A 25,811-nucleotide genomic window follows, 5' to 3' on the forward strand; every position below is an offset into this window, starting at 1 on the left:
TTACTGCTTACTGCTTACTGCTTACTGCTTACTGCTTACTGCTTACTGCTTACTGCTTACTGCTTACTGCTTTTTCTTCCCCAATAAGTTGCTAAAACCATTCCAGAGAACACATCCCAAATCCCCCAAAAAGCAGCTAATAAAGCCATTCCACCTAAACCTTCAAAGAAGCCAAAGATTAATAATAAGCCTAATCCGCCATTTTGAATTCCAGTTTCAATAGCTATTGTTTTAGAATCTGCTTTGTTTAGTCTAAATATTTTGGCAGTTGAAAACCCTAAAATATAAGCAAAGATATTATGAAAAATAACTAAGAATAAAACATGGTGTATATGGTTTGTAAATATGTCTAAGTTCTGGGAAAAAGCAATTACAATTAAGAGTATAAAAACTGTCATAGAAAGTGGCTTTAATACTTTTTCAATTTTTTCCGCCATTTCATTATGGTAATGTTTTATAAGCATACCAACTATTAAAGGAATTCCAAGAATTAAAGAAACTAATTTAAATAACTCAAACGGATTTAATTCAACCGTTTTTAATATTGCATTAGTAGGTTCGTATAAACTTCCCCAAAAATGTAAATTAATAGGAGTCATAAAAATACAAATCAGCGTAGCAAAAGCTGTTAGACTTACCGATAAAGCTGCATTTCCGCCAGCCATTTTACTGAAGAAGTTAGAAACATTTCCACCAGGACAAGCAGCTATCATCATCATTCCTAAAGCAAAACTAGGATGAGGTTGTATAATTAGTATAGCTAAAAATGTAGCTGCAGGTAATAAGATAAATTGGGATAAAACTCCAACAAAAACAATCTTAGGGTTTTTTAATAAACGTTTAAAATCATCTATTTTTATGCCTAATGCAACGCCAAACATAATAATAGCAATTGCTATATTTAATAGCCAAAGACCTTCGGAATCAAAATTAATTTTAATGTCGTCTATGTTTATTGTTGAATTAGTGTTTAAAAGCATACTCTATAATATTTGCACCCATTTTTAAAGCATTTTCTCTCACTTCTTTTGGGTTATTGTGAACAACAGCATCTTCCCAACCATCGCTTAGGTCAGATTCATAATCGTAAAAAACAATTAATCTTCCTTCGTAAAATAAACCAAACCCTTGTGGTGGTTGTTTGTTGTGTTCGTGTATTTTTGGTAATCCGTTTGGAAAAGAAAAAGTCTGATTAAATATAGGATGATTGCTCGGTATTTCTTGTAATTCTAGTTTTGGAAAAATCTTTTTCAATTCTCTTCTAATGTATTTGTCTAATCCATAATTATCAGAAATATGAAGAAAGCCACCAGAAATAAGATAGCTTTTTAAGTTTTTAGATTCATCATCAGAAAAGAAAACATTACCGTGACCAGTTAAAAACAATATTGGGTAATTAAAAATATCTTCACCTTCAGCTTCAACAGTTTGTATGTTTTTATCAATTAATGTTTTACAATTTGTATTTGTAAAAGCTATTAAATTTGGTAAAGCAGTTGGATTTGAATACCAATCTCCTCCGCCATTATATTTTAAAACTGCAACTTCCTGTGCATTAATTATATAAGTTGATGCGAATAAAAGGAAAGTGAAAATAAAGCGTATGTTAAAGTTTAGCATTAGTAATGTCTAGGTAAATATGTTTGTTAAATGGCTACTATGGACTTTTATATATGAAGCAATATAGTAATTTTAGGGCATAAAAAAACACCATCATAGCAAATGGTGTTTTGCGCAAAACTCTCCTTTTTCATATTTGAGATAATACTCAACGCATATTTTAGATATTATAATCGAAAATTTAAACCCCTTCAGTTTTTCTAATTATTTTATCTACTACAAATATATGTCGATTATTTAAAATGGATGTCCGAAAACGTCCAATTTGGACGTTTTCGGACAAATTTTTATTAAAAATAACGTGTATTATTTTTTTGCTCTAAATTCAGCTGGAGTTTTTCCTGTGTGTTTTTTAAAGACAGTATAAAATGTGGATCTAGATTTAAAACCAGATTCTAAACCAACAGCAGTAATTGTATATTGATTGTAGTTACTATCTGTAAGAAGTTTTTTAGCTTGTTTTACACGTAATTCATTCATGTATTCAATAAATGATTTTTGAGCACTAGAATTCATAATAGTAGAAAACTTACTTTTACTCATACCAAGTTCTTCGGCTAATATTTCTCGAGTAATTTTACTCTCAGTAAACTTTTTATTAGATAAAATATAGTTGTGAATTATGGTGAATTCTTCTTCGTACTTTTCTTCAATTGTAATAGTGTCTTTTACTTCCGAAGTTCTTAAAACGGCTCTTAGACTTCTCCTTTCTTTTAATAAACTAAATTGTTTAGCTGATTGATAGCCTAACCAAAAAATTAATAGTGTTGTGTAAATTCTTAGAGGATAATAAGAGAAAATAAATCCAGTAAAATTCATTTTAACTTTAATAATTAAGGCAGTGCACCAAAGAAGATAACCAATGGACCCAATTATAAAAAATAAGTATATCCATCTTAAATTATCAAAAGATAGTATTTTAGGGAATAAGTTTTCTTTTTTATATAGAACATAAAAAGCATAGCTAAAAACCCCAATCGATATTATAAAGCTAAAAATTTCTTCTATTGAAGTGTATTTTTCATAGATGAAATTTAATTTTTCAACATTAGTCGTTCCAGAGTAAAGTAATACAAACGAAACTTGTAAAAGTATTGCAACGAAAAATAAAGGTAATATTAACCTTAAAATTTTTAATGACTTGTTTACTATTTCTAAATAATGTATTAAGAACATATAAAAGAATGGCGCAAACAAAAAGTGCCAAGGAATTTGTATGTAATCCAACATAAATTTATGTTGAAATAACTCTTTGGCTAAAACCCAAGATTGTAAATTATTAAGCGATATTGATAAAATAGTAAGATTTAAGTATATCATACTTTTATTTCTACCAATTTTGGAGAAATATAAGCAGATACTATAGCTAATACCAAGTACTGCACTTACTAGTAAGAAGTGGTTGAATATGGTTGTTAATTGCAATTTTAAGTTTCTTTTTCAAAGGCCAATATACAATTTATTATTATTGATTTACTAAAGAAATTGTTTGGACGGCAACTAATCCGGCGGTTTCCGTGCGTAATCTACTTTCTCCCAATGAAATAGGTTGGTGTTTTTTGTCTAGAGATCTTTTTATTTCTTCTGAAGAAAAATCTCCTTCAGGACCAATAAGAATTATAGTTTTTTCTGTAGGTTTTACAGTGTCTTTCAATAATTTTTTTTCACCTTCTTCGCAATGAGCAATACAAATTTTTTCTTCAGAATTTTGATTGATAAAATCATTAAATTTTACAGGTTCATTTAGTTTGGGTAAAGTAAATTTTAACGATTGTTTCATAGCAGATTGTACTATTTTTTCTAATCGTTCTAATTTAACAACTCTTCTTTCAGAATTTTGACAAATAATTGGTGTTATTTCGTCGATACCTATTTCTGTAGCTTTTTCTAAAAACCATTCAAGACGATCATTATTTTTTGTTGGCGCAATAGCAATGTGTAAATAGTAGTTCCATGGTTTTGGTTTAGCTTCAGTATTTACAATTGTAGCGATGCATTTTTTGTCACTAGCAACGCTAATTTCAGCAGAAAATAAAAAACCTTTTCCGTTGGTAATATGTAAAATATCACGTTCTTTTTTTCTTAAAACTCTAACAATGTGCCTGCTTTCTTCTTTAGAAAAAGTTAATTGTTGAGTTGTCTCATTTATGTCTGAATTATAAAAAAGTTGCATTTTTTATTAAAGTTTCAAAGTTGAATTGTTTAAAAATTTCATTTTTTGCTTACAGCTTACTGATATTTAACCTATAAGTTCTACGTCTTTTGTGTGTTTCTGGCTTAAAATCTTTCCACAACTTATGTATTGCTTCATTATCTTCTAATTCAGGAGTTCTAATACAGTTTTCAATTCCTAAAGGAGCAAATGTCTTTGTGTATTGATCAAATATAATTGCATGTACACCTTTGTTTTGATATTCAGGATGCACGCCAATTAAGTAAAATGTTACGTCTTTCGCTTTTTTTCTTGCTCTTAATAAGTGAAACAGCCCAAAAGGAAATAGTTTACCTTTTGCTTTTTGTAGCGCTTCGGAAAATGAGGGCATTACAATAGCAAAAGCGACTAGTTTATTATTTTTGTCTACTACAAATTTAATATACTCGGGATTTATAAAGCTTATGTATTTCTTTTTAAAAAAAGCAATTTGAGAATCTGATATTGGGACAAAAGTTGATAATTTAGAGTAAGCAGCGCTAAAGACTTCAAACATTTCATCTACATAAGGCATAATGTCTTTTGTTTTAGTGAAATCTAATGCTGTTAATTGATATCTTTTTTTAATAATGTTGCTAATTCGATTAAAATAAACACCATCAACATTATTAAATTTAAACTTGTTTTCTAAGTACTCTTTCTCTTTTGTAAAGCCAATTTTTTCTAAATGATCTTTATAATATGGGTGATTATACCAAGTAATCATTGTGCCAATATGATTAAAACCTTCAGTTAAAACTCCAGTTTTATCCAAGTTGTTAAAACCAATTGGGCCTTCAATAAATTCTAAGTTATTTTGATAACCAATTTCTTTTACTTTTTCTAATAAAATTTTTGATACTTCAATGTCATCAATAACATCAAACCAGCCGAAACGCATTTTTTTAATGCCTTGTTTTTCAACTTCGTAGTTGTTTATAATTGCAACAATTCTACCAACTATTTTTTTGTTTTTTAGTGCAATAAAAAAGCGAGCATCTGCATTTTCAAAAACAGGATTTTTTGTTTTATCAAAATTTGCTATTTCGTCTTTTATTATTGGTGGAACCCAATATTTATTGTCTTTATATAATGAAAAAGGAAACGTAACAAATTGTTTCATTTCCTTTCTTGTTGCTATTTCTTTTAAGGTTATCATTTAATAGTATTAACCGTTTTTCTTTTTATTTTTTCTGGCTTCTTTTTTTGCTTTTTTCTCGTCTTTCTTAATTTGTTTTTCGAGTTCTTTAACCTCTCTTTCTAGTTTCTCTTCTTCGGTTTCTTCTTTTTTCTTTTTCTTTCCAAAGATGTTTGAGAAAAAACCACCTTTCTTCTCTTTTTTAGTTACTGCTTTTTTACGTTGTCTTGTAGGTCTATCTCTTGTTCCGTCTGTTTTGGAGCTTGTTGTTGTTTTGTTTTTCTTAGAAAATAAACCAAAACCATTAAACAAGCGGCCAAAAAAACCTTTTTTAGCGCCAAACTCAGTAGTGTTGTCTCTTTTAATTTCATTTCCAAATTCATCGACTTCAATAAAACTATCTTGATGTCTATCAATTCGGTAAGAAACACCTAAACTACCATAAAAACCTGTAACATTCTCTTGGAAAGTTCCTCTGGCGGAAGCGTTAAATTGTAAATTTTTACTGAATAAATAAGCTGCTCCTAAACCTAAATTACTTCTGCTTTCTACATCGTTATACAAGGCTTGGTGTTCAACAAAACCAGACCAATAATCGTCAAAATTGTAGGTTGCTGTTACTATATGAGAAAACTCAGGTAAATCACTTCCAATATAATCGTAATAAAAATTAGTTACCAAATTAAATTTATGAGAAAACTGATTTTGTAATAAAACTCCAGCTCTAGGTGAAATTCCACCTCTGTTGTGATAATCAGTTAAAATACTTCCAAAATTTACTCCACCATAAACCGCTACTGCAGGAATTACTCTTTTCCAATCAAAAGCCATACGCTTTTTCCAGCTTCTAATTTCTTTAGATTTATCTGCATACGTTGGTTGATAAACAAGATATTTAGCGCCCAATGTTAGCTGACTTAAACCTGTTTCATTATAAGAAGATTCAAAAACATTTTTAAAAGCAATTTTATCTTTTTCGAAAGTTGTATTTACATTTAGCTCTAGTTTGTCAAGAAAAAAACTAGTTCTAAAAAGTAAATTTACACCCATTGCTTCTGGGTTACTAAACAAAGGAACTGGATCTGCTTTTCTGTAAAATAATGTAGATTCAAATTGATAAACGCCAGTACCAACGCTATACGGACTCTCAGAAAACCCTGGTCTGTTAGAGTTTATAACTTCTGTGTATTGTGCTTGAATTGTTAGCGAAAAACAAATAATTAATAATAACCAACCTTTTTTTATCATAATGAGTTCAAAATTTTGAAGCTTTACAAACATACATTAAAAAAAAGCATTCTACAATGTAAGTTTTGTAACTTCTTAACGTTTAAATTGCGCTCAAATTGTTACTTTTGAAAGAATTATTTTATAAGATTAAGATTTGAAAACATTATTTATAATACTACTTATTTACATTGCATTTAAATATTTAGCAAGATTATTTACCCCATTTTTAATGAAGAAAATGGCAGAAAAAATGCAACAGAAAGCAGAACAACAATTTGGAGGTAATAAAAGTCAACCAATTGTAAAAGAAGGAGAAACAATAATTGATAAAAATCCGCAGAAAAATCAACAAAGCAGTAATGATGTTGGAGAGTATGTTGATTTTGAAGAAGTTGATTAATTATGGATTTTAAAAAACTAGTACCTTATTTTATAGCTATTTCAGTTTTTGTTATTGCTTCTTTAGTTTATTTTAATCCGGTTTTAAGCGGAAAAAAAATAAAACAGAGCGACATTACTCAGTTCTCTGGAATGGCAAAAGAAATTAAAGATTACAGATTAAAACACAATAATAAAGAACCTTATTGGACCGGAAGTGCTTTTAGTGGAATGCCAGCATACCAAGTAAGTACCTATTTTCCAAATGACTTTATACGATCTGTAGATAAATTATTACGTTTTTTACCAAGACCTGCAGATTATGTTTTTCTCTATTTCTTCGGTTTTTTTCTACTGTTAACTGCTTTAAAAGTTGAATGGAAGTTGGCAATTCTTGGTGCATTATCCTTTGGGTTTTCAACCTATTTAATTATAATTTTTGGAGCTGGACACAACGCTAAGGCGCATGCAATAGCTTATATACCAGCTGTAATTGCAGGTATTCTGTATGTTTTTCAAAAAAGATATCTACTCGGATTTGTAATTACAGGTTTAGCAATGGCGTTAGAAATTTACGCAAATCACCCACAAATGACTTATTATATGGGTTTTTGTTTATTAATTCTTGGAGTTGTAGAGTTTATTGAAGCAATAAAGAAAAAAACAATAAAAACTTTTGCAAAACAAGCAGCTTTAATTGTTGCGGCAATGCTTTTAGGAATTAGTGTAAATGCAACTCGTTTGCTTTCTATGAAGGAATACGCTGATTATAGTACGCGTGGAAAATCGGAATTAACAATAAATCCTGACGGAAGTAAAAAAGAAGCGTCCAAAGGTTTGGATAAAGCTTATATTACTGAATATAGCTACGGAATTGCCGAAACATTTAATTTAATGATTCCTCGTTTTATGGGCGGAGGAACTATGGAAGAATTAGGTGAGAGCTCTGAATTTTATCAAACATTAAAAGCAAAAGCAGGAACAAAAACAGCTAGAGATTATTCCGAACAAGTTTTTACGTATTGGGGAAATCAACCAATAGTAGAAGCGCCAGCATATATTGGAGCTATAATTTTCTTCTTGTTTTTCCTCGGAATTTTTATAGTTCGTGGAAAATTAAAATACTGGTTAGTAGCAGCAACTATTTTTTCAATTCTGTTAAGTTGGGGAAAGAATTTTGCAGGAATCACTAACTTTTTTATAGATTATGTTCCGCTTTACAATAAGTTTAGAGCGGTTTCATCTATACAAGTAATTGCAGAATTATGTGTTCCATTATTAGGGATTTTAGCACTTAAAAACTTCTTTTCTTCAAAAATATCTTCTGAAGAAAAAGAAAGTGCACTTAAAAAAGCATTATATATTGGAGGTGGAATTGCATTGTTTTTTATGCTTTTTGGGTCTAGTTTATTTGCTTTTGAAGGTATAAGAGATTCACAATATGCAGAATTACCAGAATTGATTGATGCCTTGATTTCTGACAGAAAATCGATGTTGTTTAATGATAGTTTACGTTCGTTGATTTTAATAGTTCTATCGGCTGGGTTGTTGTGGTTTTTCTTGAAAAACAAGATAAAACAGTTGCCAGTAATTATAGCTTTAGGTACTTTAATTCTATTCGATTTAATTTCAGTTGATATAAATTATGTAAATAAAGATGATTTTACTTCAGCAAGAAAAGTTTTAAAACCATTTACAGCTTCTGAAGCAGATAAACAGATTTTAGAAGATAAAACACATTATAGAGTTGCTAATTTTACAGTAAACCCATTAAACGACGGTAGAACATCATATTTCCATCAATCAATTGGCGGCTATCACGCTGCGAAAATGGGGAGATATCAAGAATTATTTGATTATCAAATTGCTAAAAATAACATGGAAGTATTAAATATGTTAAATACTAAATACTTTATAGTTGGTGCAGATCAAGTGCAATTTAATCCAGATGTAAATGGAAACGTGTGGTTTGTTGAGCGTTTAAAAACAGTTAACTCTGCTAATGAAGAAATGCAATCGCTGGATAGTTTACAAACTAAAAATGAAGCTGTAATTAAAGGGGATTTAGTTGAAAAATCAGTTTTTGAAAAAGATTCAACCGCAACAATTAGCTTAACAAAATACGATGTTAATGTCTTAACATATGAGTCAAAAACAACAAAAGAACAGTTTGCTGTTTTCTCAGAAATCTATTATAAAAATGGTTGGAACGCTTATGTTGATGGAAAGTTAACACCACATTATCAAGTTAATTATGTACTTCGTGGAATGGTTGTTCCTGCAGGAAATCATACAATAGAATTTAAATTTGAGCCTACTGTTATTAAAACAGGAAATACCATTTCTTTAATTTCGTATGCGTTGTTATTATTGGTTCCAATAGGTTGGTTTTTTTTTGAAAAAAGGAAGCAATAATGAGAATAGGAATGATATTAGATAGTAATTTTCCGCCAGATCCAAGGGTAGAAAATGAAGCTATTGAGTTGATAAAACATGGTCATTCTGTATACCTTTTTTGTTTAACATACGGAAATGAAAAATCCGAAGAAATTATAAATGGAATACAAGTTAAAAGATATAATTCTAATAAATTGGAATATAAATTATCTGCTTTAGCTTACACAGTTTTTTTTTATCGATTTTTTATGCAACCTAAAATAGTTGATTTTATTCAGAGAAATAAGATTGAAGCCTTGCATATTCATGATATAAGGATTGCAAAATCTGTTTTTAAAGCGAATAAAAAATTCAATTTACCTGTTGTTTTAGATTTGCATGATAATATGCCTGAAGTGATGAAATTATATCCTCATTTGCAGAAATTTCCTGGAAAATATATTATTTCACCCAAAAAATGGAAGCAAAAAGAGGAGGAGTTTATTAATAAGGCAGACAAAGTTATTTCTGTTTCTCCGGAATTTATTGAGAGTTTAGAAAATAGAATTCCTTCGGCTTCGAGTAAATTCGTTTTAGTACCAAATACAATACGTAAATCGTTTTTTGAAGATGCTGTATTTGATAAAAGTATTCTTGATAAATACAAGGATCATTTTGTGGTTTTGTATGTTGGAGACACGCATTTACGTAGAGGATTGCAAACTGCAATTAGTGCAATTACATTATTAAAAGATAAAATTAAAAATATTAAATTGGTAATTGTTGGTAAAAATACTACAGATCCAATTTTAAAAAAGCAAGTTGCAGATTTAAAAATAGAGGAGTTTGTAGATTTTGAAGGTTGGCAAAATGTTTCTTTATTTTCAAGTTATATAAAGGCAAGTACTATTTGTATTTCTCCTTTGCATAGAAATAAACAACACGATGTTGCGTATGCAAATAAAATTTTTCAATATATGAGTTTTTCAAAGCCATTATTAGTGAGTGATGCAATTGCACAAAAGAAAATTGTAGAAGAAAATAATTGTGGTTTAGTTCATTTAGAAAAAGATGAAGTAGACTTTGCTGAGAAAATTCTAACTTTTTTTAAAGATGAAAGCTTAAGGATGCAATTAGGTAAAAACGGAGAAAAGTTTGTAAAAGAAGAATTTTCTTGGGAACAAACATCAAAGAAATTAATAGAATTATACGATAATATAACAGTTTGAAAGCTTTAATTATTACATATTATTGGCCTCCAGCAGGCGGAAGTGGCGTGCAACGTTGGTTGAAATTTGTAAAATATTTACAAGATTTTGACATAGAACCTGTTGTTTACGTTCCAGAGAATGCACAATATCCTATTAAAGATGTATCGCTAGAAAAAGATGTTCCTGAAAATATTGAAGTTTTAAAACAACCAATTTGGGAACCAAATAATATTTTATCCTTATTCAAAAAAGATAGTAAACAAAGTGCAGGTTTTTTAAATCCAAATCCAAGTTTTGTTGGGGCAATCTTACAAAAAATAAGAGCAAATTACTTTATTCCTGATGCACGTAAATTTTGGGTAAAACCTTCGGTTAAATTCTTGAAAAACTATCTTTCAAAAAATAATATTGATGTTGTAATAACAACAGGTCCGCCACACAGTTTACATTTAATTGGGCTTCAGCTAAAGAAAGAGATTGGTGTAAAATGGATTTCAGATTATAGAGATCCTTGGACAGGTATCGATTATTTTCATCAATTACCATTATCAAAAAAAGCTAGAAGTAAACATCATCAATTAGAACAAGAAGTTTTAAGAAACGCTGATGCAGTGTTGGTTGTTGGAAAAACCATGAAAGAGAATTATAAAATGTTTTCGAATAATATTCATGTTATAACAAATGGATTTGATTCTAGTTTAAATGAAATAAAAGAAAACGTTTTAGATAGAAAATTCTCAATAACGCATATTGGAATGATGAATTCTGATAGAAATCCTCTCGTCTTATGGAAGGTTTTGTCAGATTTATGTAAGGAAAATAAAGAATTTGAACACGATTTAGAAATCAAGTTAATAGGAAAAGTTGCTGCTGAAATTGATGAGTCAATAGAGAGATATCAACTTAAAAATATTGTAAATATTGATTATTTACCTCATAATGAAGTAAAAATCCATCAACAGAAATCGCAAGTTTTATTGTTGGCTATAAATAATGTTCCGAGTGCAAAAGGTATTTTAACAGGAAAAATATTTGAGTATTTACAAGCTAAAAGACCTATTTTAGCAATTGGTCCAGAAGATGGGGATTTAGCGGAAGTTTTAAATTCAACCAAAGCAGGAACTATAGTTGATTTTGAAGATAAAGAAAAGTTAAAGAATACTGTTTTAAAATTATATTCAGCTTATAAAAAAGGAGATTTAACTATAGAATCAAGTAATATAGAACAATATCATCGTAAGAATTTAACAGAACAATTGTCAATTGTAATTAAAGAAATTATAAATAAGTAGTGGGAATAATTTTAAAACAGTCTCTTAAAAATTCACTCATAATATATCTTGGGTTTATTGTTGGTGGTATAAATGTAATTGTTTTATATCCTCAAATTTTGAAGTCAGAATTTTATGGATTGGTTGTGTATTTGCTATCGGCTTCCAACTTAATAATGCCTTTAGCTGCTTTTGGTATTCATAATACTATTGTTAAGTTTTATTCTTCTTACAGTGAGAAAGAACAACAAGATCGATTTTTGTCGATAGCAATTATTTTACCACTTTTTATTGCAATTCCGTTAGGTTTTTTTTGGAATGAAATTCAAAATTGGATTTTAACTAAATTACCAACAGAGAATAAAATTGTAGAAAGTTATACGCTATCAATATATATAATTGCAATTTCTTGTGCTTATTTTGAAGTTTTTTATTCTTGGGCTAAAGTTCAGTTACAATCGGTCTTTGGTAATATTTTAAAAGAATTTTATAATAGAGCTGTTGTGTGTGTGTTATTACTTTCAATTTCCTTTGGATGGATAACAAAACCTGATTTTATATGGGTTTTAACAGGCTTTTATGTCTTAAGAACATTGTTAATGATGTTTTATGCTTTTAGATTGTATACACCAAAATTGTCATTTCAATTACCAGATAATTTTAAAGAAATACTACGTTATTCAGCTTATATAATCTTAGCAGGAAGTGCAGGAGCCATTATTTTAGATATCGATAAGGTTATGATACCAAGTAAGGAAGTGGTAAATATAGCAGCTTATTATGCCGTTGCGGTATTTATCGGTTCATTTATTGAAGCTCCAAGTAGAGCTATGTCTCAGATATTACAACCTTTAACTTCTAAAACTTTAAATGAAAACAATAATTCTGAAGTAGAAAATCTTTATAAAAAGAGTTCAATTAATTTGTTGTTAATTGGAGGTTTGTTCTTTTTATTAGTTAACTGTGGTGTCGTAGAGCTTTTTAAATTAATGCCAGAAAAAGGTTATTCTGAAGGTGTTTTAGTTGTTTTAATGATTTCAGTAGCTAAATTATATAATATGTTCCTGGGTAATAATGGAGCTATTATAAACAATTCAAAATTTTATAGAATTGCTTTACCAATTGGTGTTGGTATGGCTTTGTCTGTGTATTTTTTAAATAATTATTTATTTGAATTTTTTAGAACCGATGGATTTGCATTAGCAACTTTAATAACTATTTTAATTTTTAATACACTCAAAATATTCTTTGTAAAGGCTAAATTTAATATGACTCCTTTCACAAATAAGTCAATACAGTTAATATTGGTTATTTTGTGTGTATTCTTAGTTTTTTACTTTTGGAATTTTCCATTTCATCCGATATTAAATATACTTTTTAAAAGTATATTAATTGTAGTAAGTTATTTATTTATGGTTTTAAAAATGAATATTTCACCAGAGATAGATAATCTAATTAAACGTTTTATTAAGTAGTTTTTCTAGCAAAAAAATAAGGTCTATCAATATTAAGATAGACCTGTAAAGGGGAAACTCCTGTACCTAAAAATTTTAGAAACGGGTTTGCAAAGATAGAATATAACATAAGTACTGCTCTAAACATAGGTTTATAAAGTTACTTAGAGTATAAGGCCTTTCTAATTCTGCTAAATTGTATTGGAGTTATGTTTAAGTAAGCTGCAACTTGATATAAAGGTATTAGCTTTTCAATATCTGGAGCAATTTTTTTAAGTTCTAAGTAACGTTCCGTAGCGTTTAAGGTACTTAAGGAAGTTACTCGTCTTTCAATATTTATAAATGCATTTTCTAAATTTTTAATATGTAGAAGAGCAATATCATGATGTTTTTTAGTAAGCGATATAAAAGTATCCCAATTACCTTCAAATACTGTACACTCAGTAATACAAGCATACGTAGAAGTTGCAGGTGTTTTTAATATTAATGAGGTTAGAGAGCAAAAAACAGATACAGGAATAAAAATTGATCTTATATGTTCTTTTCCTTTTTTATCTAAAGTATAACTTCTGGCAATACCTTCAATTAATAAAAAAGTGTTTTTTGCGGTTTTTCCAGCAGGGTCTATTATTTCTCCTTTTTTGTATTTTTTCAAAGAGAAAAGGTTTTCTAAATCCTTAATAGATTCATCTGATAATTTTACTATTGAAGAAGCGTGTTTTTTAACTGAACTCATTTGTCCCTGATAACGAATAGGTTATCTACAAATGTAATTTAATTTTCTCTAAAAAACTAATTGTATTTGGACCTTCCATAAAAAGTAAATCTAATATAGAAAGGTTGGGTAGAAAGCCGTGTTTGTCGTCAAACATTTGAATGTATTTAGGTGTTTTTACTTCAATTCCTTTTTTATCAATAGCTAAATTTCTAAAATCTATTCCCTTCGGCAGTAACTCGTATTTTGTTGTTTTTGAGTATTTTAAAGGAAGTTGTAGTGCGTCCATTAATATTGAAAAAGTATCAATGTTTACATCAACTAAAAACTTGTATTCTTTTGTAAAAATTGGCATTAAATCATCTATATAAAACTCAAAAAAAGGTGAGGTTCTATATGCAGATTGTAGCGATTTTAAATGTTGACTTTGCCATGGTGAAACGTTTTCAACTAAGGTGTCTTTTGTTTTTTTTCTTCCTGCTGTTTTTGGGTGTTTTACAGGAATATTTAAAAGCTGCTTGCCATTTGCGCCATAAATATAGCAACGGTTTCTATAGGTTTGTTTTTGAAAATTATCTTCAACCTCAAAAACAATATCATCCGAATTTACAATTGCTGAATATTGCGAAATAGGAGAGAAGTATGTTGGTAGAAATAAACTCAAGGTTAGTCAGTTTTTTTTCTTCCTTTGTAAAAACTATATCCAAAATATGCTGCAAATAAGGTAAGAACAACCCATAAATAAGAAACAGGTTTCCCGCTTCCATGAACAGTAGTAAACATTCTATCCCATCGAATAGATTTTATTTTATCAGAAAAGTTAAAGATAGAAATATTTGGGTCCCAACTTAACCAAATCATAACAGGTTTACCAACTACGTGGTCAAACGGAACATAACCCCAATTACGAGCATCTAAAGAGTTTTGTCTATTGTCTCCCATTAACCAATAGTAATCTTGTTTAAAAGTATAGCTATTAGCTTCTTTTCCGTTAATGTAAATTTTGTCGTTCATAACAACTAAATTGTTGTTTTCATAACGATCAATAATTTGCTCGTAAAACGGAATTGATTTTGAATCTAAAGCAACAGTAACGCCTGCTTTTGGAATATAAATTGGTCCAAAATTATCTGAACTCCATTTGTATTGTGGATTGTGTGGAAAAACTGCTTTGTCATAAAAACCTGCTGGTTTTAATTCTTTTGTTATGCTTTTAACCAATGGGTTTTCAGCCATTGCAGCAGCTTCATCATCGGTTAAATTAAGAATGTACTTTCCATCTCTTGTGCCACCTTCTCTAACATTGTATCTTTTTATAAAAGCTTGGCTAAATTGTTTTCCATCAGTATCAACTTCAAAAAACCATTGAGGATTTGCTCTGTCAGGTAAAACAGTTTTTTTTCCGTTAATAAAAACATAACCATTTCTAACTTCCAAACTATCGCCAGGAATACCAACAGAACGTTTAACGTAGTTTGTACGTTTGTCAATTGGTTTGTAGGTGTGTTTTCCAGATTTATCTCCCCACATAGAAGCTAAACTATCAACCGGCCAACTAAAAACAACAATATCGTTTCTTTTTATTTTTTGAAAACCAGGAATACGCATGTATGGTAAAGATAGTTTGTTTAAAAAGCCATCTTTATCAGTATCATCAGATATAAATGATTTACCAACTATTGGAAGCGTGTCATGTACCATTGGAGCAGCAACTGTTGTCATTGGTACTCTAGCTCCGTAATGAAACTTACTAACGAACAAGTAATCTCCAACCCAAAGTGTTTTTTCTAAAGAGGAAGTTGGAATCGTATAAGGCTGCATAAAATAAGTATGCACTAAAGTAGCGGCAATAATTGCAAAAGAAATAGAACTTACCCATTCACCAAGGTTAGATTGTGGTTTTAAACTTCTGTCCTCTTTGTGTTTTGCATCAGTAAAATAGTTAATGTAGTATATGAAGAAACCAAAAGTTATAATAGCTAAAATTGTATGCAATCTTTTATTGAAACCAAAACTTCTACAGGTTTCTACCCAAATTATTGGAAACATTAATAAGTTTACAATTGGTATAAAAAGTAAAATTACCCACCATTTTGGTCGGTTAATAATTTGCATTAAAACAACTGCGTTATAAACTGGTATTGCTGCTTCCCAAGCTTGTCTTCCTGCTTTTACATATAATTTCCAAGTTCCTAAAAAGTGTACTACTTGTAATATTAGGAAAAATATAAACCATTCAAAAAATGTCATAATTCTAAAATTTTATTCCTTTTTAAAGGATGTCAATTAGTAGTTTTAAATTACTAATTGTTACGTTTTTTAACCTATGTTTAACACATCATTCATTGTGAAAACACCTGTTTTGTTTTGAAGCCATTCTGCCGCAATAACTGCTCCTAATGCAAATCCTTTGCGGTTATGCGCTGTATGTTTAATATCAATAGTATCTACTTCAGAAGCATAAGAAACGGTATGCGTTCCAGGAACATCTGCTATTCTTTTAGCTATAATAGGAACAATTTCTTCGGAAGCTTCGCCGTCTAATTCCCATTTAGTTCTGTTGGTATTTTCTAAAACACCTTCTGCTAAAGTTATAGCTGTTCCGCTTGGAGCATCTAGTTTTTTTGTATGATGAATTTCTTCCATAGAAATGTTATAATCTTGTAAAGCATTCATCATTTTAGCAAGTTGTTTATTCAACTCAAAAAAGATATTTACGCCTAAGCTAAAGTTTGAAGCATAAATAAAAGCACCCTTTTTTTCTTTACAAAGATTAATAGCTTCATCATATTTTTCTAACCAACCAGTAGTTCCAGAAATTACTGGGACATTGTTGTTAAAACAGTCTGAAATATTATTAAAAGCTGATGTTGGTACACTAAAATCAATAGCAACATCTGCTAATGTAATGTCTACGATATCATCTTTGTCTTTTCTTATAACAATTTCATGTCCACGAGAAATTGCGATTTTTTCAATCTCTTTTCCCATTCTTCCGTAACCTAGTAATGCAATTTTCATTTAAAAAGAATATTTTAATGAAAGTCCAACTTTTGGAGCTTCAACAAGCATTTTATCTGGCTGAAAAGTTGGTCTTATAGATAAATTATCATCAGTATTAAACTGTAAAAGGTGTGCGTTAACACTAGCTTCTACAATTTGTAAAACGTATAATAAAATACCAGTTAAAAGAGATAAATCTCTGTTTTTTCTTAATGTTGTTTGAGCGTTTTCTAAACTTGCTGTAGATAAAATAATAGAACCGTCATCTCTTGTAAATTCATCCTGTAAACCTTGTTCTCTAAGTTTAAAAGCGGTTCTGTATCTATCGTATTCATTACTGTTATCAATGTAGAAATAAGTTGCAGTACCAATTGCAGCCCAAACTAATGGTGCTTTCCAGTACTTCTTATTGTAAATTTGACCACCTCCTGGAAAAACTGCTGAATAAAAAGCTGCTTTTGATGGAGAAAGCGGATTGTATACACCTTCTTGGATAGATAATTCTTTTATTTTTATTGCAGTAGTATCAATTTGTGCGTTGGCAAATAAACTGCAACATAAAAAGCAAAAAACGAATATGTGTTTCGGGAAACTCACTTATTTTAATAAGTTTTTAATTCGATTAAAATCTTCTTCAGAATGAAAAGGAATAGAGATTTTACCTTTTCCATTACTACTAACAGAAACGTCTATTTTGTGCCCAAAGTATTCGCTAATATCTTTTACACTTTCCTTAACAAATTTAGGAAGTTGTTTCTTTTTAGCTGGTTTTGAAACTTTTCCTGTTTTTAAAGTTTTCACTAATTCTTCAGTTTGTCTAACCGATAATTTTTCGCGTAAAACTTTTTCGTAAATATTTAATTGATCTTCTGTGCTTTCAACATTAATAAGTGCTCTTCCGTGACCCATTGAAATAAATCCGTCTCGCATTCCTGTTTGTACAATTGGATCTAATTTCAACAATCTTAAGTAGTTTGTTACGGTTGATCTTTTTTTACCAACACGCACACTCATTTCTTCTTGCGTTAAATTAATTTCATCAATTAAACGTTGGTAAGAAAGTGCTACTTCAATTGGATCTAGATTTTTACGTTGTATGTTTTCAACCAATGCCATTTCTAGCATTTCTTGGTCGTTGGCAAGTCTAATGTAAGCAGGAACGGTTTTGTTTCCTATTAATTTTGAAGCTCTAAAACGGCGCTCTCCAGATACTAATTGAAATTTATCTTCTGATAATTTACGAACTGTAATTGGTTGTATTACACCTAATTCTCTAATAGAACTAGCTAATTCTCTAAGTGCTTCTTCATCGAAATAAGTTCTTGGTTGATATGGATTTACATCAATAAGATTTAAATCTATTTCAATAATACTTCCAACAACTTTATCTGCATTTTCGTCTGAAGCTGTAATAACATTACTAGTTTCTTTTAATAAGGCAGATAATCCTCTTCCTAAAGCTTGTTTTTTAGTTGCCTTTGCCATTTTATGCGTTCTTTTTTAAAAGTTCGTTTGCCAAATTTAAGTAATTTACAGCACCTTTACTTGTTGCATCGTATGCAATTATACTTTCTCCGTAACTTGGCGCTTCACCAAGACGTGTATTTCTTCTAATAATTGTGTCAAAAACCATAGAGCTGAAGTGTTTTCTAACTTCATCTACAACTTGGTTAGAAAGACGTAAACGAGAATCGAACATGGTTAATAATAAACCTTCAATATCTAATTCTGGATTGTGTATTTTTTGTACACTTTTTATGGTATTTAATAGTTTTCCTAAACCTTCCAAAGCAAAATATTCACATTGAATTGGAATAATAACAGAATCTGCTGCAACCAAAGAATTTAAAGTAATTAAACCTAATGATGGCGCGCAATCTATTAAAATATAATCGTAATCGTCTTTAATTTCTTCAAACGCTTTTTTAAGCATGTATTCACGCTTTTCTTTATCTACTAATTCAATTTCAATAGCAACTAAATCAATATGCGCAGGAATAATATCTACGTTTGGTGAGTTGGTTTCTATGATAGCTTCTTTTGCAGAAATAGTATGCTCTAAAACCTGATAGGTTCCAAACTCAACACTTTCAACATCAATACCCAATCCAGACGAAGCGTTTGCTTGTGGATCTGCATCAATTAATAAAACTTTCTTTTCTAAAACACCTAAAGACGCAGCAAGGTTAACTGTAGTTGTTGTTTTACCAACACCGCCTTTTTGATTTGCTATTGCTATTATTTTTCCCATTAAAATAGTTCGATTACTAAACAGTAAAAATACAATTTATTGTAGTTTTTTAAAGAGAAAGATGTTAATAAAATTACAAAAACATAAATCGCTAACAGTTAGGTGTTTATGTTTATTTGTGAACAATTTAAATATTAAAAAAACCGAAGCGTTAACTTCGGTTTTAGATTTGTTTTTTTAGTTTTTCTTCGGAATATTTTTAAGGATTTCTAGTAAGAATTTCCAAAATTTTTGAGTTGAAGAAATTTGAGCTCTTTCATCTGGTGAGTGAGCGCCTTTTATATTTGGTCCAAAAGAAACCATATCAATATTTGGATAATTTTGACCTAAAATTCCACATTCTAAACCTGCATGACATGCAGCAACGTTCGCTTTTTCTCCGTGTAAATCTTCATAAGTTTTGGCTACTAAAGCTACAATTTCTGAATTTACATTAGGTTGCCAACCAGGATAATTACCGGAAAGTTCTACAGAAAAACCAGCCAATTCAAAAGCAGAACGTAAAGAGTTTGCTAAATCATATTTATTTGTTTCTGAAGAAGAACGTGTTAAACAACCTATTTTTATTGCTCCATCTTTTACAATAACTCTAGCAATATTGTTCGAAGTTTCAACAAGTCCTTCAATATCTGGACTCATTCTATAAACACCATTTAAAGCGCTGTAAATAGATTTTATAAAACCTTCTTGAACACCTAAATCCATTACTTTTTCTGGTGAAGAAATTTCTTTTAACTCAACAGAAAGGTTAGGTTCTAATGTTAAAAATTCGTTTTTTATATTGTTGATAAGTTCATTTAATTCAAACAAAAAAGGTTCTTTAGAAACCGTGTCAATTACAACTGAAGCAAAGCTTTCTCGTGGAATTGCGTTACGTAAACTTCCTCCGTTAATTTCAGAAACACGTAAACCAAAATGCTCAAAACCGTTGTATAATAAACGATTCATTATTTTGTTAGCGTTTCCTAAACCTTTAATAATGTCCATTCCAGAATGACCACCATTTAAACCTGTTACAGAAATAGAAAAAGCAGTAGTGTTTTTTGGAGTTTCTTCTTCTGTATAATTTCTTGTTGCTGTTAAATCTATTCCACCAGCACAGCCCATTCCAATTTCATCATCTTCTTCCGTATCAAGATTCAATAAAATTTCACCTTGTAAAACACCAGCTTCAAGTCCCATTGCGCCTGTCATTCCTGTTTCTTCATCAATAGTAAATAGCGCTTCAATTGCTGGATGTGCAATATCTGTTGAAGATAGAATTGCCATAATTGCTGCAACTCCTAATCCGTTATCAGCGCCTAAAGTTGTTCCTTTTGCCTTTACCCAATCTCCATCAATAAACATTTTAATTCCTTCTGTATCAAAATCGAAAACAGTGTCAGAATTTTTTTGATGCACCATGTCTAAATGACCTTGCATTACTACCATTTTTCTGTCTTCCATTCCTGTAGAAGCAGGTTTACGGATAATAACGTTACCAACTTTATCGGTAAATGTTTCTAGTCCTAAACTTTTTCCGAAGTTTACAGCAAATTCAATTACGCGTTCTTCTTTTTTCGAAGGACGAGGAACTGCATTTAAATCTGCAAAGTGATTCCAAACTATGGTTGGTTCTATATTTCTTATTTCTGAACTCATTGTATTAAATTTTTAACGTGTAAATTTAGTTGATTTCGATGATAACATCATCCGTTTTTTTACGAACCTTTTTTAGGTCTTTCATAAAGCAATCTTCAGCTCTAAAACCAACAGGTAAAACTAAGATTGATGTTAAGTTTTGTTTGTCTAAGCCTAAAACTTGGTCGTATTTCTCGGCAATAAAACCTTCCATTGGGCAAGAGTCTATTTGTTCTAATGCGCAAACGGTTAAAAGGTTTCCCATAGCTAAATAAGCTTGGTTCTTATTCCATAGAAATAATTCTTCTTGTGTTTTTTTATCAATATCGCCCATTAAATATTCTTTAAATGGGTTTATAATTTCATCTGGCGTATTTCTAATTTTTTTTACCAAATCAAAATATTCATTTATAGCAGTACTTGAATATTTTTTAGGAATACAAAATACTAAAACATGCGATGCTTGTGCTACTTGTGGCTGATTCCAAGAGTGTTCAACTAATGTTTTTTGAATGTCTTTATTTTGAATAACGGCTAACTTAATGGGTTGTAATCCGTACGAAGTTGCGGTTAAGTTAAATGCTTCTTTTAAAGTATTGATTTGTGCTGAAGAAAGCAGTTTTTTATCGTCAAATTTTTTAACAGCGTAACGCCATTGTAAACTCTCTATGCTATTCATTGTATAATTTTATACTGCAAAAATAAGCTAATATTAATCAACCTAAAATAGATTAGCATTGTTAAAACTGATTTACCTATAAATTTAATTTTTGTAAATTGACTATCAAAAAAGCTATCCTATGAAAGAAGATTTCCTACACTATGTTTGGAGGTATAAATTAATTGCTTCTGCTGAAATACAAACCACTAAAAAAGAAGAAATTGTAATTGTAAATCCAGGAATTTATAATACAAACTCCGGACCCGATTTTTTGAATGCTCAATTAAAAATTAATAAGCAACTTTGGGTTGGTAATGTGGAAATTCATTTAAATTCTTCTGATTGGTATTTGCATAAACATGAAGAAGATACAAATTATGATGCTGTGATTTTACATGTAGTTTGGCAACATGATGCTGAAGTTTTTATGAAGGATAATTCACCTATGCCAACTTTAGAACTAAAAGGATTAATTGATAACAGTTTGCTTAAAAGTTATCAGAATTTATTTTCTAAACAACAACGTTGGATTCCTTGCGAAAATCAAATTAAAGAAGTCGATGAATTTACTGTGAATAATTGGTTAGAGCGATTATACTTTGAGCGTTTAGAGAGGAAATCTAGTTTTATTGAAGAGCTTTTACAGAAATCAAACTCAAATTATGAAGCCGTTTTGTTTCAATTGATTTCTAAGAACTTCGGATTAAAAACTAATGCTGATGCTTTTTTAAATTTAGCAACGTCATTGGATTTTTCGGTTGTTAGAAAAGAATCTTTTAATGCTGAAAGTTTGGAGGCTTTGTTGTTTGGGCAAGCTGGTTTTTTAGAAGAAGTTTCTGAAGAGAATTATAAAAATGAATTACAAAAAGAGTATAAGTATTTACAGCATAAATATAATTTGCATGCCATTGCTAATGGCTTTCAGTTTTTTAGAATGCGTCCTAATAATTTTCCAACAATTAGAATTGCACAATTAGTTTCATTATTTAATAAGCATCAAAATCTGTTTTCTAAATTGATAGAGGTTACCAAAATAGAGGATTTTTACAGTTTGCTCTCTGTTGAAGTAAACGACTTTTGGAAAACACATTATACGTTTGAAACAACTTCAAAAAAATCAGCAAAGAAACTTACAAAATCATTTATTGATTTGTTATTGATAAATACAATTATACCATTAAAATTTCAATACTTAAAAAGTAGAGGAGAAGTGAGTGAAGAAGACTTTTTACAGTTAATTCAGCAATTGAAACCAGAGAAAAATACAATTATATCTAGATTTTCTGATTTAAAAATAATTGCTAAAAATGCTTTTGAAAGCCAGGCTTTATTAGAACTTAAAAATAACTATTGCGCACCAAAACAATGTTTACAATGCGCAATAGGAAAAACTATTCTTAAGAAATAATAGCTAATTATTTAGGGTCTAAAATTGAATTAATTTTAGCTAAACAATCTTTATAATGATATTTTGTAATACTATTTACAGCTCTTTTACTAGCTGTTGTTACTTGGTGTTTTAAAGCAGTTAATTCTCCTCGAGCAATCGAAGAAATATCTGAGTTTTTAGCATTTTTACTATTCAGTAAAACACCTAATCTGTCAATTAAACTCTTTTGTAAGTTTCTTCTATAAACTGTAACATTTTGAGTTGAATTTGCTTCTGAGAAAATGCCTTTTCTAATGTCTTTTACCATTTCTGATGCTGCGTAAAAATCGTAACTGGTAACTTCAGAATTTATCATTCTTTCCAAACGAGCTTCATTTAATAAACTGCTTAAATGCCTGTTTTGGTAACGTCCCATTCTTTCAACATAACCAGTGTGATTTGTGTTTGCCAAAATGTTTTTATCTAACAGCCAATTTTGTGTGGTAAACGTATTGTTTAATAGCCAGTTTAAAGACTCTTTTTGTTTGTATTTTGGTAAAACAGAATATACATTTCCTTTTTGATTTGGTTTTTTATTGTCTTCAAAAACACCACCAATATTTCCAATTACGTGTCCAACATAGCGATTCCAAGTTCCTAAAAGTTCGCCATATAATTCGCTTAAATCCTCGTAGTTGTTGGTTTGGTCAGAAGTCCATTGAGGTAAGTTTTTAGCAACAATTTTAAGGTTTTTAATTCCGTAGTTGCTTGCTTTTACTTGATCGTTTCCAATTCCTTCTGTTTGAGAAGCAGGGTCAAAACCACCTCTTCTTTGAATACCAAATTTATAAATTGGGTCGTTTGCTTTTTCATCAATCCAGCCATCTAAAGTTTTTACTTCATCTTTAGGAGATCCTGCTCCAGGAATAACACGATAACCCCAATTAATAGAGTAATGATCGTATGGTCCTAATTGACGAATAAAACGAACACCTTCGTCTCCAGGTTGTGCAATGTAATTGTAACGCGCATAATCCATAATGGTTGCTGCAATTCCGTTTTTTTGAGTAAAATCTCCATTTCTTAAAGATTCTACAGGATATGCGTAGCTTGCGGCCATATTATGAGGTAAACCAAGTGCGTGACCAATTTCATGAGCAATAACCATGCGCATCATTTCCCCAATTTCTTCCGCAGGCGTGTCTAAAGTTCTTGCTGAAGGATTTGCTGCGCCAGTTTCTAATAAATATCTATTTCTATATGAGCGTAAATGATTATGATACCAAATAATGTCGCTTTCAATAATTTCTCCCGAACGCGGATCAGAAACACTTGGACCTGTTGCATTTCTCGTTGTGCTGGCAACATATCTTATTGAAGAATATCTGATGTCTTCCATGCTAAATTCTGGATCCTCTTCTTTTGTTGGTGGCATTTTTGCCATAATTGCATTTTTAAAACCAGCAGTCTCAAAAACTTTTTGCCAATCGTCTACACCTTGTTTTATGTATTTGCGTAGTTTTTCTGGCGTTGCAGGATCTAAATAATATACAATTGGTTTAATTGGTTCTACCAATTCCCCCCTTGCATACGCTTCTTTGTCTTTCGGTTCTAATCTCCAACGACGAATGTATTTTTTGCTATCTGCCTTTAATTTTTCTGAATTGTAATCTATATTTCCAACCGTAAAATAACCTACTCGTTTATCAAACAAACGCGGCATCATTGGTTTTTCTGGAAGTAAAATCATAGATTGATTCATTCTGATGCTTATGGTTTGAGCTCTAGAATTAGAAGGTGGTTTACTTGCATCAAATGTAAAATCTTGAACAACTTCTACGTTTTTCGGATAACTTTTTATGGTGTTAATAAAACTTCTGCTTGCGTCTAAACGCTTTACTTTATATTGTGTCCTTGCTCTGCTGTTAATTCCGCTAATTGCTTTAACATCTGAAGAGAAAAATTTTGTAACATCAATTAAAACAGCGGTAGAATCTTTACTTTCTGTTTCAATATCAAATGCATATAAAATAGGCTCTAAGTTATTAGATTTTACTGATTTGTATATTGGAAGTGAGTCGTTTGCAATTGCATTGTACGATTTAATTTTTAATAAAATCTTCTTTTTAAATTGTTCCCAAACCACAACTTGTTCGTTGGTTTTTGAGCCAGCATTAACGTAGCCGCCACCAAAACCTGATGGTAACTCTTTAATTCTGCTCACTAAAAGCATTTCTTTTCCTAATAATTCCTTTGGAATTTCATAGTAAAATTTGTCTTTAGTTTCGTGAACTTTAAAAAGACCTTCGTTGGTTTTAGTATCTTTTTTTATAAAATCCGAGTACTTTTTTGTTTTACTTTTAGGTTTGGTTTTTTCTGTTGAAGTTTCTGTTTTCTTTTTTGATTTTTTTCTTTGTGCATTTATTTCTGAAGGGAAAACAAAAGCCAATAGTAATGATAGAGTTAGTAGTTTTTTCATTGGTTTGGTTGAAGTTTATTTTAAACTCCTAAAATACCAAAAAGAGAGGACGTAAGTACTTATTGTTTTGTTAAAACTGAATTATGTATTTTAGCGTAATAAATACGCATAAAATGCAACAAGCAATTAAACTTTCTGTAGATGCTGTAGTCTTTGGCTATGAAGAGCAAACAATTTCTGTACTACTTATTAAAAGAAAATATGAACCTTTCAAAGGAGAATGGGCAATTCCTGGAGGCTTTGTTTTAAACAATGAATCTTTAGAAGAAGCAGTAGAGCGAGAACTTAAAGAAGAGACAGGTATTAAAATTAACTACTTGGAACAGCTATATACTTTTGGCAACCCTAAAAGAGACCCTAGAAGTCGAGTAGTATCTGTTGCATATTTTGGTCTAATTAAACCTAGTGCTTTTAAAATATTTGCATCAACAGATGCAGAAGAGGTACAGTGGTTTAAAATTGATGAACTACCAAAGTTATCGTTTGACCATAGAGAAATCTTGAAAATGGCTATTGCCAGACTACAAGGTAAAATAACATATGAACCAATTGGTTTTGAGTTATTAGACACTAAGTTTCCTTTTTCAGATTTAGAAAAACTATATACAACTTTATTAGGAAGAACAATAGATAGACGTAATTTCAGAAAAAAAATGTTAAGTCTTAATGTTTTAGATGAACTTGATGAAAAAGTTTCTAAAGGTTCAGGAAGACCTGCTAACTTGTTTAAATTCAATAAACAACGATATTTTAAATTAAAGAAAGAAGGAATCATTTTCGAGATTTAGTATATTTAAATATAGTTTGTGTAAAAAAAACACAAATAAACTTGTGCAAAATCTAA

Annotated in this window: 23 protein-coding genes; 7 read left to right on the forward strand and 16 right to left on the reverse strand. The window is 30.1% G+C overall.

The annotated features are described in order from the left end of the window. Positions 1-56: 56 nt before the first annotated feature. The 6 genes from L1S33_RS08580 to L1S33_RS08605 all read right to left on the reverse strand — a co-directional run bounded on the left by L1S33_RS08580 (position 57) and on the right by L1S33_RS08605 (position 6,197). Entirely contained in the window at positions 57-980 is a 924-nt protein-coding gene (locus L1S33_RS08580) for a bile acid:sodium symporter family protein (protein ID WP_240562020.1), read from the reverse strand. Beyond that, entirely contained in the window at positions 964-1,620 is a 657-nt protein-coding gene (locus L1S33_RS08585; RefSeq protein ID WP_240562021.1) for a DUF4159 domain-containing protein, read from the reverse strand. The genes L1S33_RS08580 and L1S33_RS08585 overlap by 17 nt, the downstream gene beginning before the upstream one ends. Positions 1,621-1,926: 306 nt before the next feature. Then, positions 1,927-2,940, reverse strand: a complete 1,014-nt coding sequence (locus L1S33_RS08590; protein ID WP_240562022.1) for a helix-turn-helix transcriptional regulator — start codon at positions 2,938-2,940, stop codon at positions 1,927-1,929. A gap of 145 nt (positions 2,941-3,085) precedes the next feature. Further along, complete coding sequence (locus tag L1S33_RS08595; protein ID WP_240552864.1) at positions 3,086-3,793, reverse strand: 16S rRNA (uracil(1498)-N(3))-methyltransferase; 708 nt, start codon at positions 3,791-3,793, stop codon at positions 3,086-3,088. A gap of 49 nt (positions 3,794-3,842) precedes the next feature. Beyond that, on the reverse strand, positions 3,843-4,970 hold the full coding sequence (locus L1S33_RS08600) for a GTP cyclohydrolase (protein ID WP_240552863.1): 1,128 nt from the start codon (positions 4,968-4,970) through the stop codon (positions 3,843-3,845). Between the two features lie 9 nt (positions 4,971-4,979). Further along, positions 4,980-6,197 carry a transporter gene (locus tag L1S33_RS08605; RefSeq protein WP_240562023.1) on the reverse strand — a complete coding sequence of 406 codons (1,218 nt, stop codon included), beginning with the start codon at positions 6,195-6,197 and terminating at the stop codon, positions 4,980-4,982. 136 nt (positions 6,198-6,333) lie between these two features. On the opposite strand from L1S33_RS08605, the gene L1S33_RS08610 reads away from it, so the two are divergent. From L1S33_RS08610 to L1S33_RS08630, 5 genes are read left to right on the forward strand one after another with little or no spacing between them, the layout of a single operon-like run. Beyond that, the gene (locus tag L1S33_RS08610) at positions 6,334-6,579 is read left to right on the forward strand and encodes a DUF4834 family protein (protein WP_240552861.1); all 246 of its coding nucleotides are present in this window, start codon (positions 6,334-6,336) and stop codon (positions 6,577-6,579) included. A gap of 2 nt (positions 6,580-6,581) precedes the next feature. Further along, positions 6,582-8,972 (forward strand): YfhO family protein, encoded by a 2,391-nt coding sequence (locus L1S33_RS08615; RefSeq protein WP_240562024.1) that lies wholly within the window; start codon positions 6,582-6,584, stop codon positions 8,970-8,972. Continuing rightward, positions 8,972-10,162, forward strand: a complete 1,191-nt coding sequence (locus L1S33_RS08620; RefSeq protein ID WP_240562025.1) for a glycosyltransferase family 4 protein — start codon at positions 8,972-8,974, stop codon at positions 10,160-10,162. Before L1S33_RS08615 ends, L1S33_RS08620 begins: the two co-directional genes overlap by 1 nt. After that, the gene (locus L1S33_RS08625; RefSeq protein WP_240562026.1) at positions 10,159-11,436 is read left to right on the forward strand and encodes a glycosyltransferase family 4 protein; all 1,278 of its coding nucleotides are present in this window, start codon (positions 10,159-10,161) and stop codon (positions 11,434-11,436) included. Before L1S33_RS08620 ends, L1S33_RS08625 begins: the two co-directional genes overlap by 4 nt. Next, positions 11,436-12,890 carry a lipopolysaccharide biosynthesis protein gene (locus L1S33_RS08630; protein ID WP_240562027.1) on the forward strand — a complete coding sequence of 485 codons (1,455 nt, stop codon included), beginning with the start codon at positions 11,436-11,438 and terminating at the stop codon, positions 12,888-12,890. The genes L1S33_RS08625 and L1S33_RS08630 overlap by 1 nt, the downstream gene beginning before the upstream one ends. 139 nt (positions 12,891-13,029) lie before the next feature. Here L1S33_RS08630 and L1S33_RS08635 read toward each other — a convergent pair whose 3' ends face one another. The 9 genes from L1S33_RS08635 to L1S33_RS08675 all read right to left on the reverse strand — a co-directional run bounded on the left by L1S33_RS08635 (position 13,030) and on the right by L1S33_RS08675 (position 21,137). Then, positions 13,030-13,605 carry a Crp/Fnr family transcriptional regulator gene (locus L1S33_RS08635; RefSeq protein ID WP_240552855.1) on the reverse strand — a complete coding sequence of 192 codons (576 nt, stop codon included), beginning with the start codon at positions 13,603-13,605 and terminating at the stop codon, positions 13,030-13,032. 25 nt (positions 13,606-13,630) lie between these two features. Beyond that, entirely contained in the window at positions 13,631-14,248 is a 618-nt protein-coding gene (locus tag L1S33_RS08640) for a WbqC family protein (protein WP_240562028.1), read from the reverse strand. 2 nt (positions 14,249-14,250) lie between these two features. Further along, on the reverse strand, positions 14,251-15,834 hold the full coding sequence (gene lepB / locus L1S33_RS08645) for a signal peptidase I (RefSeq protein WP_240562029.1): 1,584 nt from the start codon (positions 15,832-15,834) through the stop codon (positions 14,251-14,253). A gap of 69 nt (positions 15,835-15,903) precedes the next feature. After that, positions 15,904-16,605 (reverse strand): 4-hydroxy-tetrahydrodipicolinate reductase, encoded by a 702-nt coding sequence (gene dapB / locus L1S33_RS08650; protein ID WP_240552853.1) that lies wholly within the window; start codon positions 16,603-16,605, stop codon positions 15,904-15,906. Continuing rightward, positions 16,606-17,184 carry a DUF5683 domain-containing protein gene (locus tag L1S33_RS08655; protein ID WP_240552852.1) on the reverse strand — a complete coding sequence of 193 codons (579 nt, stop codon included), beginning with the start codon at positions 17,182-17,184 and terminating at the stop codon, positions 16,606-16,608. Beyond that, entirely contained in the window at positions 17,185-18,072 is an 888-nt protein-coding gene (locus tag L1S33_RS08660; RefSeq protein WP_240552851.1) for a ParB/RepB/Spo0J family partition protein, read from the reverse strand. A gap of 1 nt (position 18,073) precedes the next feature. Beyond that, positions 18,074-18,838 carry a ParA family protein gene (locus tag L1S33_RS08665; protein WP_240552850.1) on the reverse strand — a complete coding sequence of 255 codons (765 nt, stop codon included), beginning with the start codon at positions 18,836-18,838 and terminating at the stop codon, positions 18,074-18,076. A gap of 177 nt (positions 18,839-19,015) precedes the next feature. Next, the gene (locus tag L1S33_RS08670; protein WP_240562030.1) at positions 19,016-20,479 is read right to left on the reverse strand and encodes an aminoacyl-histidine dipeptidase; all 1,464 of its coding nucleotides are present in this window, start codon (positions 20,477-20,479) and stop codon (positions 19,016-19,018) included. Between the two features lie 25 nt (positions 20,480-20,504). Continuing rightward, positions 20,505-21,137 carry an NAD(P)H-dependent oxidoreductase gene (locus L1S33_RS08675; RefSeq protein WP_240552848.1) on the reverse strand — a complete coding sequence of 211 codons (633 nt, stop codon included), beginning with the start codon at positions 21,135-21,137 and terminating at the stop codon, positions 20,505-20,507. A 121-nt stretch (positions 21,138-21,258) separates the two neighbouring features. Between L1S33_RS08675 and L1S33_RS08680 the strand changes: the two genes are divergently transcribed. Further along, positions 21,259-22,527: a DUF2851 family protein gene (locus L1S33_RS08680; protein WP_240562031.1), complete on the forward strand. Its 1,269-nt coding sequence runs from the start codon at positions 21,259-21,261 to the stop codon at positions 22,525-22,527. Between the two features lie 7 nt (positions 22,528-22,534). On the opposite strand, the gene L1S33_RS08685 is transcribed toward L1S33_RS08680, so the two are convergent. Continuing rightward, positions 22,535-24,967: a zinc-dependent metalloprotease gene (locus tag L1S33_RS08685; RefSeq protein ID WP_240562032.1), complete on the reverse strand. Its 2,433-nt coding sequence runs from the start codon at positions 24,965-24,967 to the stop codon at positions 22,535-22,537. 113 nt (positions 24,968-25,080) lie between these two features. On the opposite strand from L1S33_RS08685, the gene L1S33_RS08690 reads away from it, so the two are divergent. Then, positions 25,081-25,755 carry an NUDIX hydrolase gene (locus tag L1S33_RS08690; RefSeq protein ID WP_240562033.1) on the forward strand — a complete coding sequence of 225 codons (675 nt, stop codon included), beginning with the start codon at positions 25,081-25,083 and terminating at the stop codon, positions 25,753-25,755. Positions 25,756-25,811 lie beyond the last annotated feature (56 nt).

This window comes from Tenacibaculum aquimarinum (genome assembly GCF_022478115.1).
Taxonomy (GTDB): Bacteria; Bacteroidota; Bacteroidia; order Flavobacteriales; family Flavobacteriaceae; genus Polaribacter; species Polaribacter aquimarinum_A.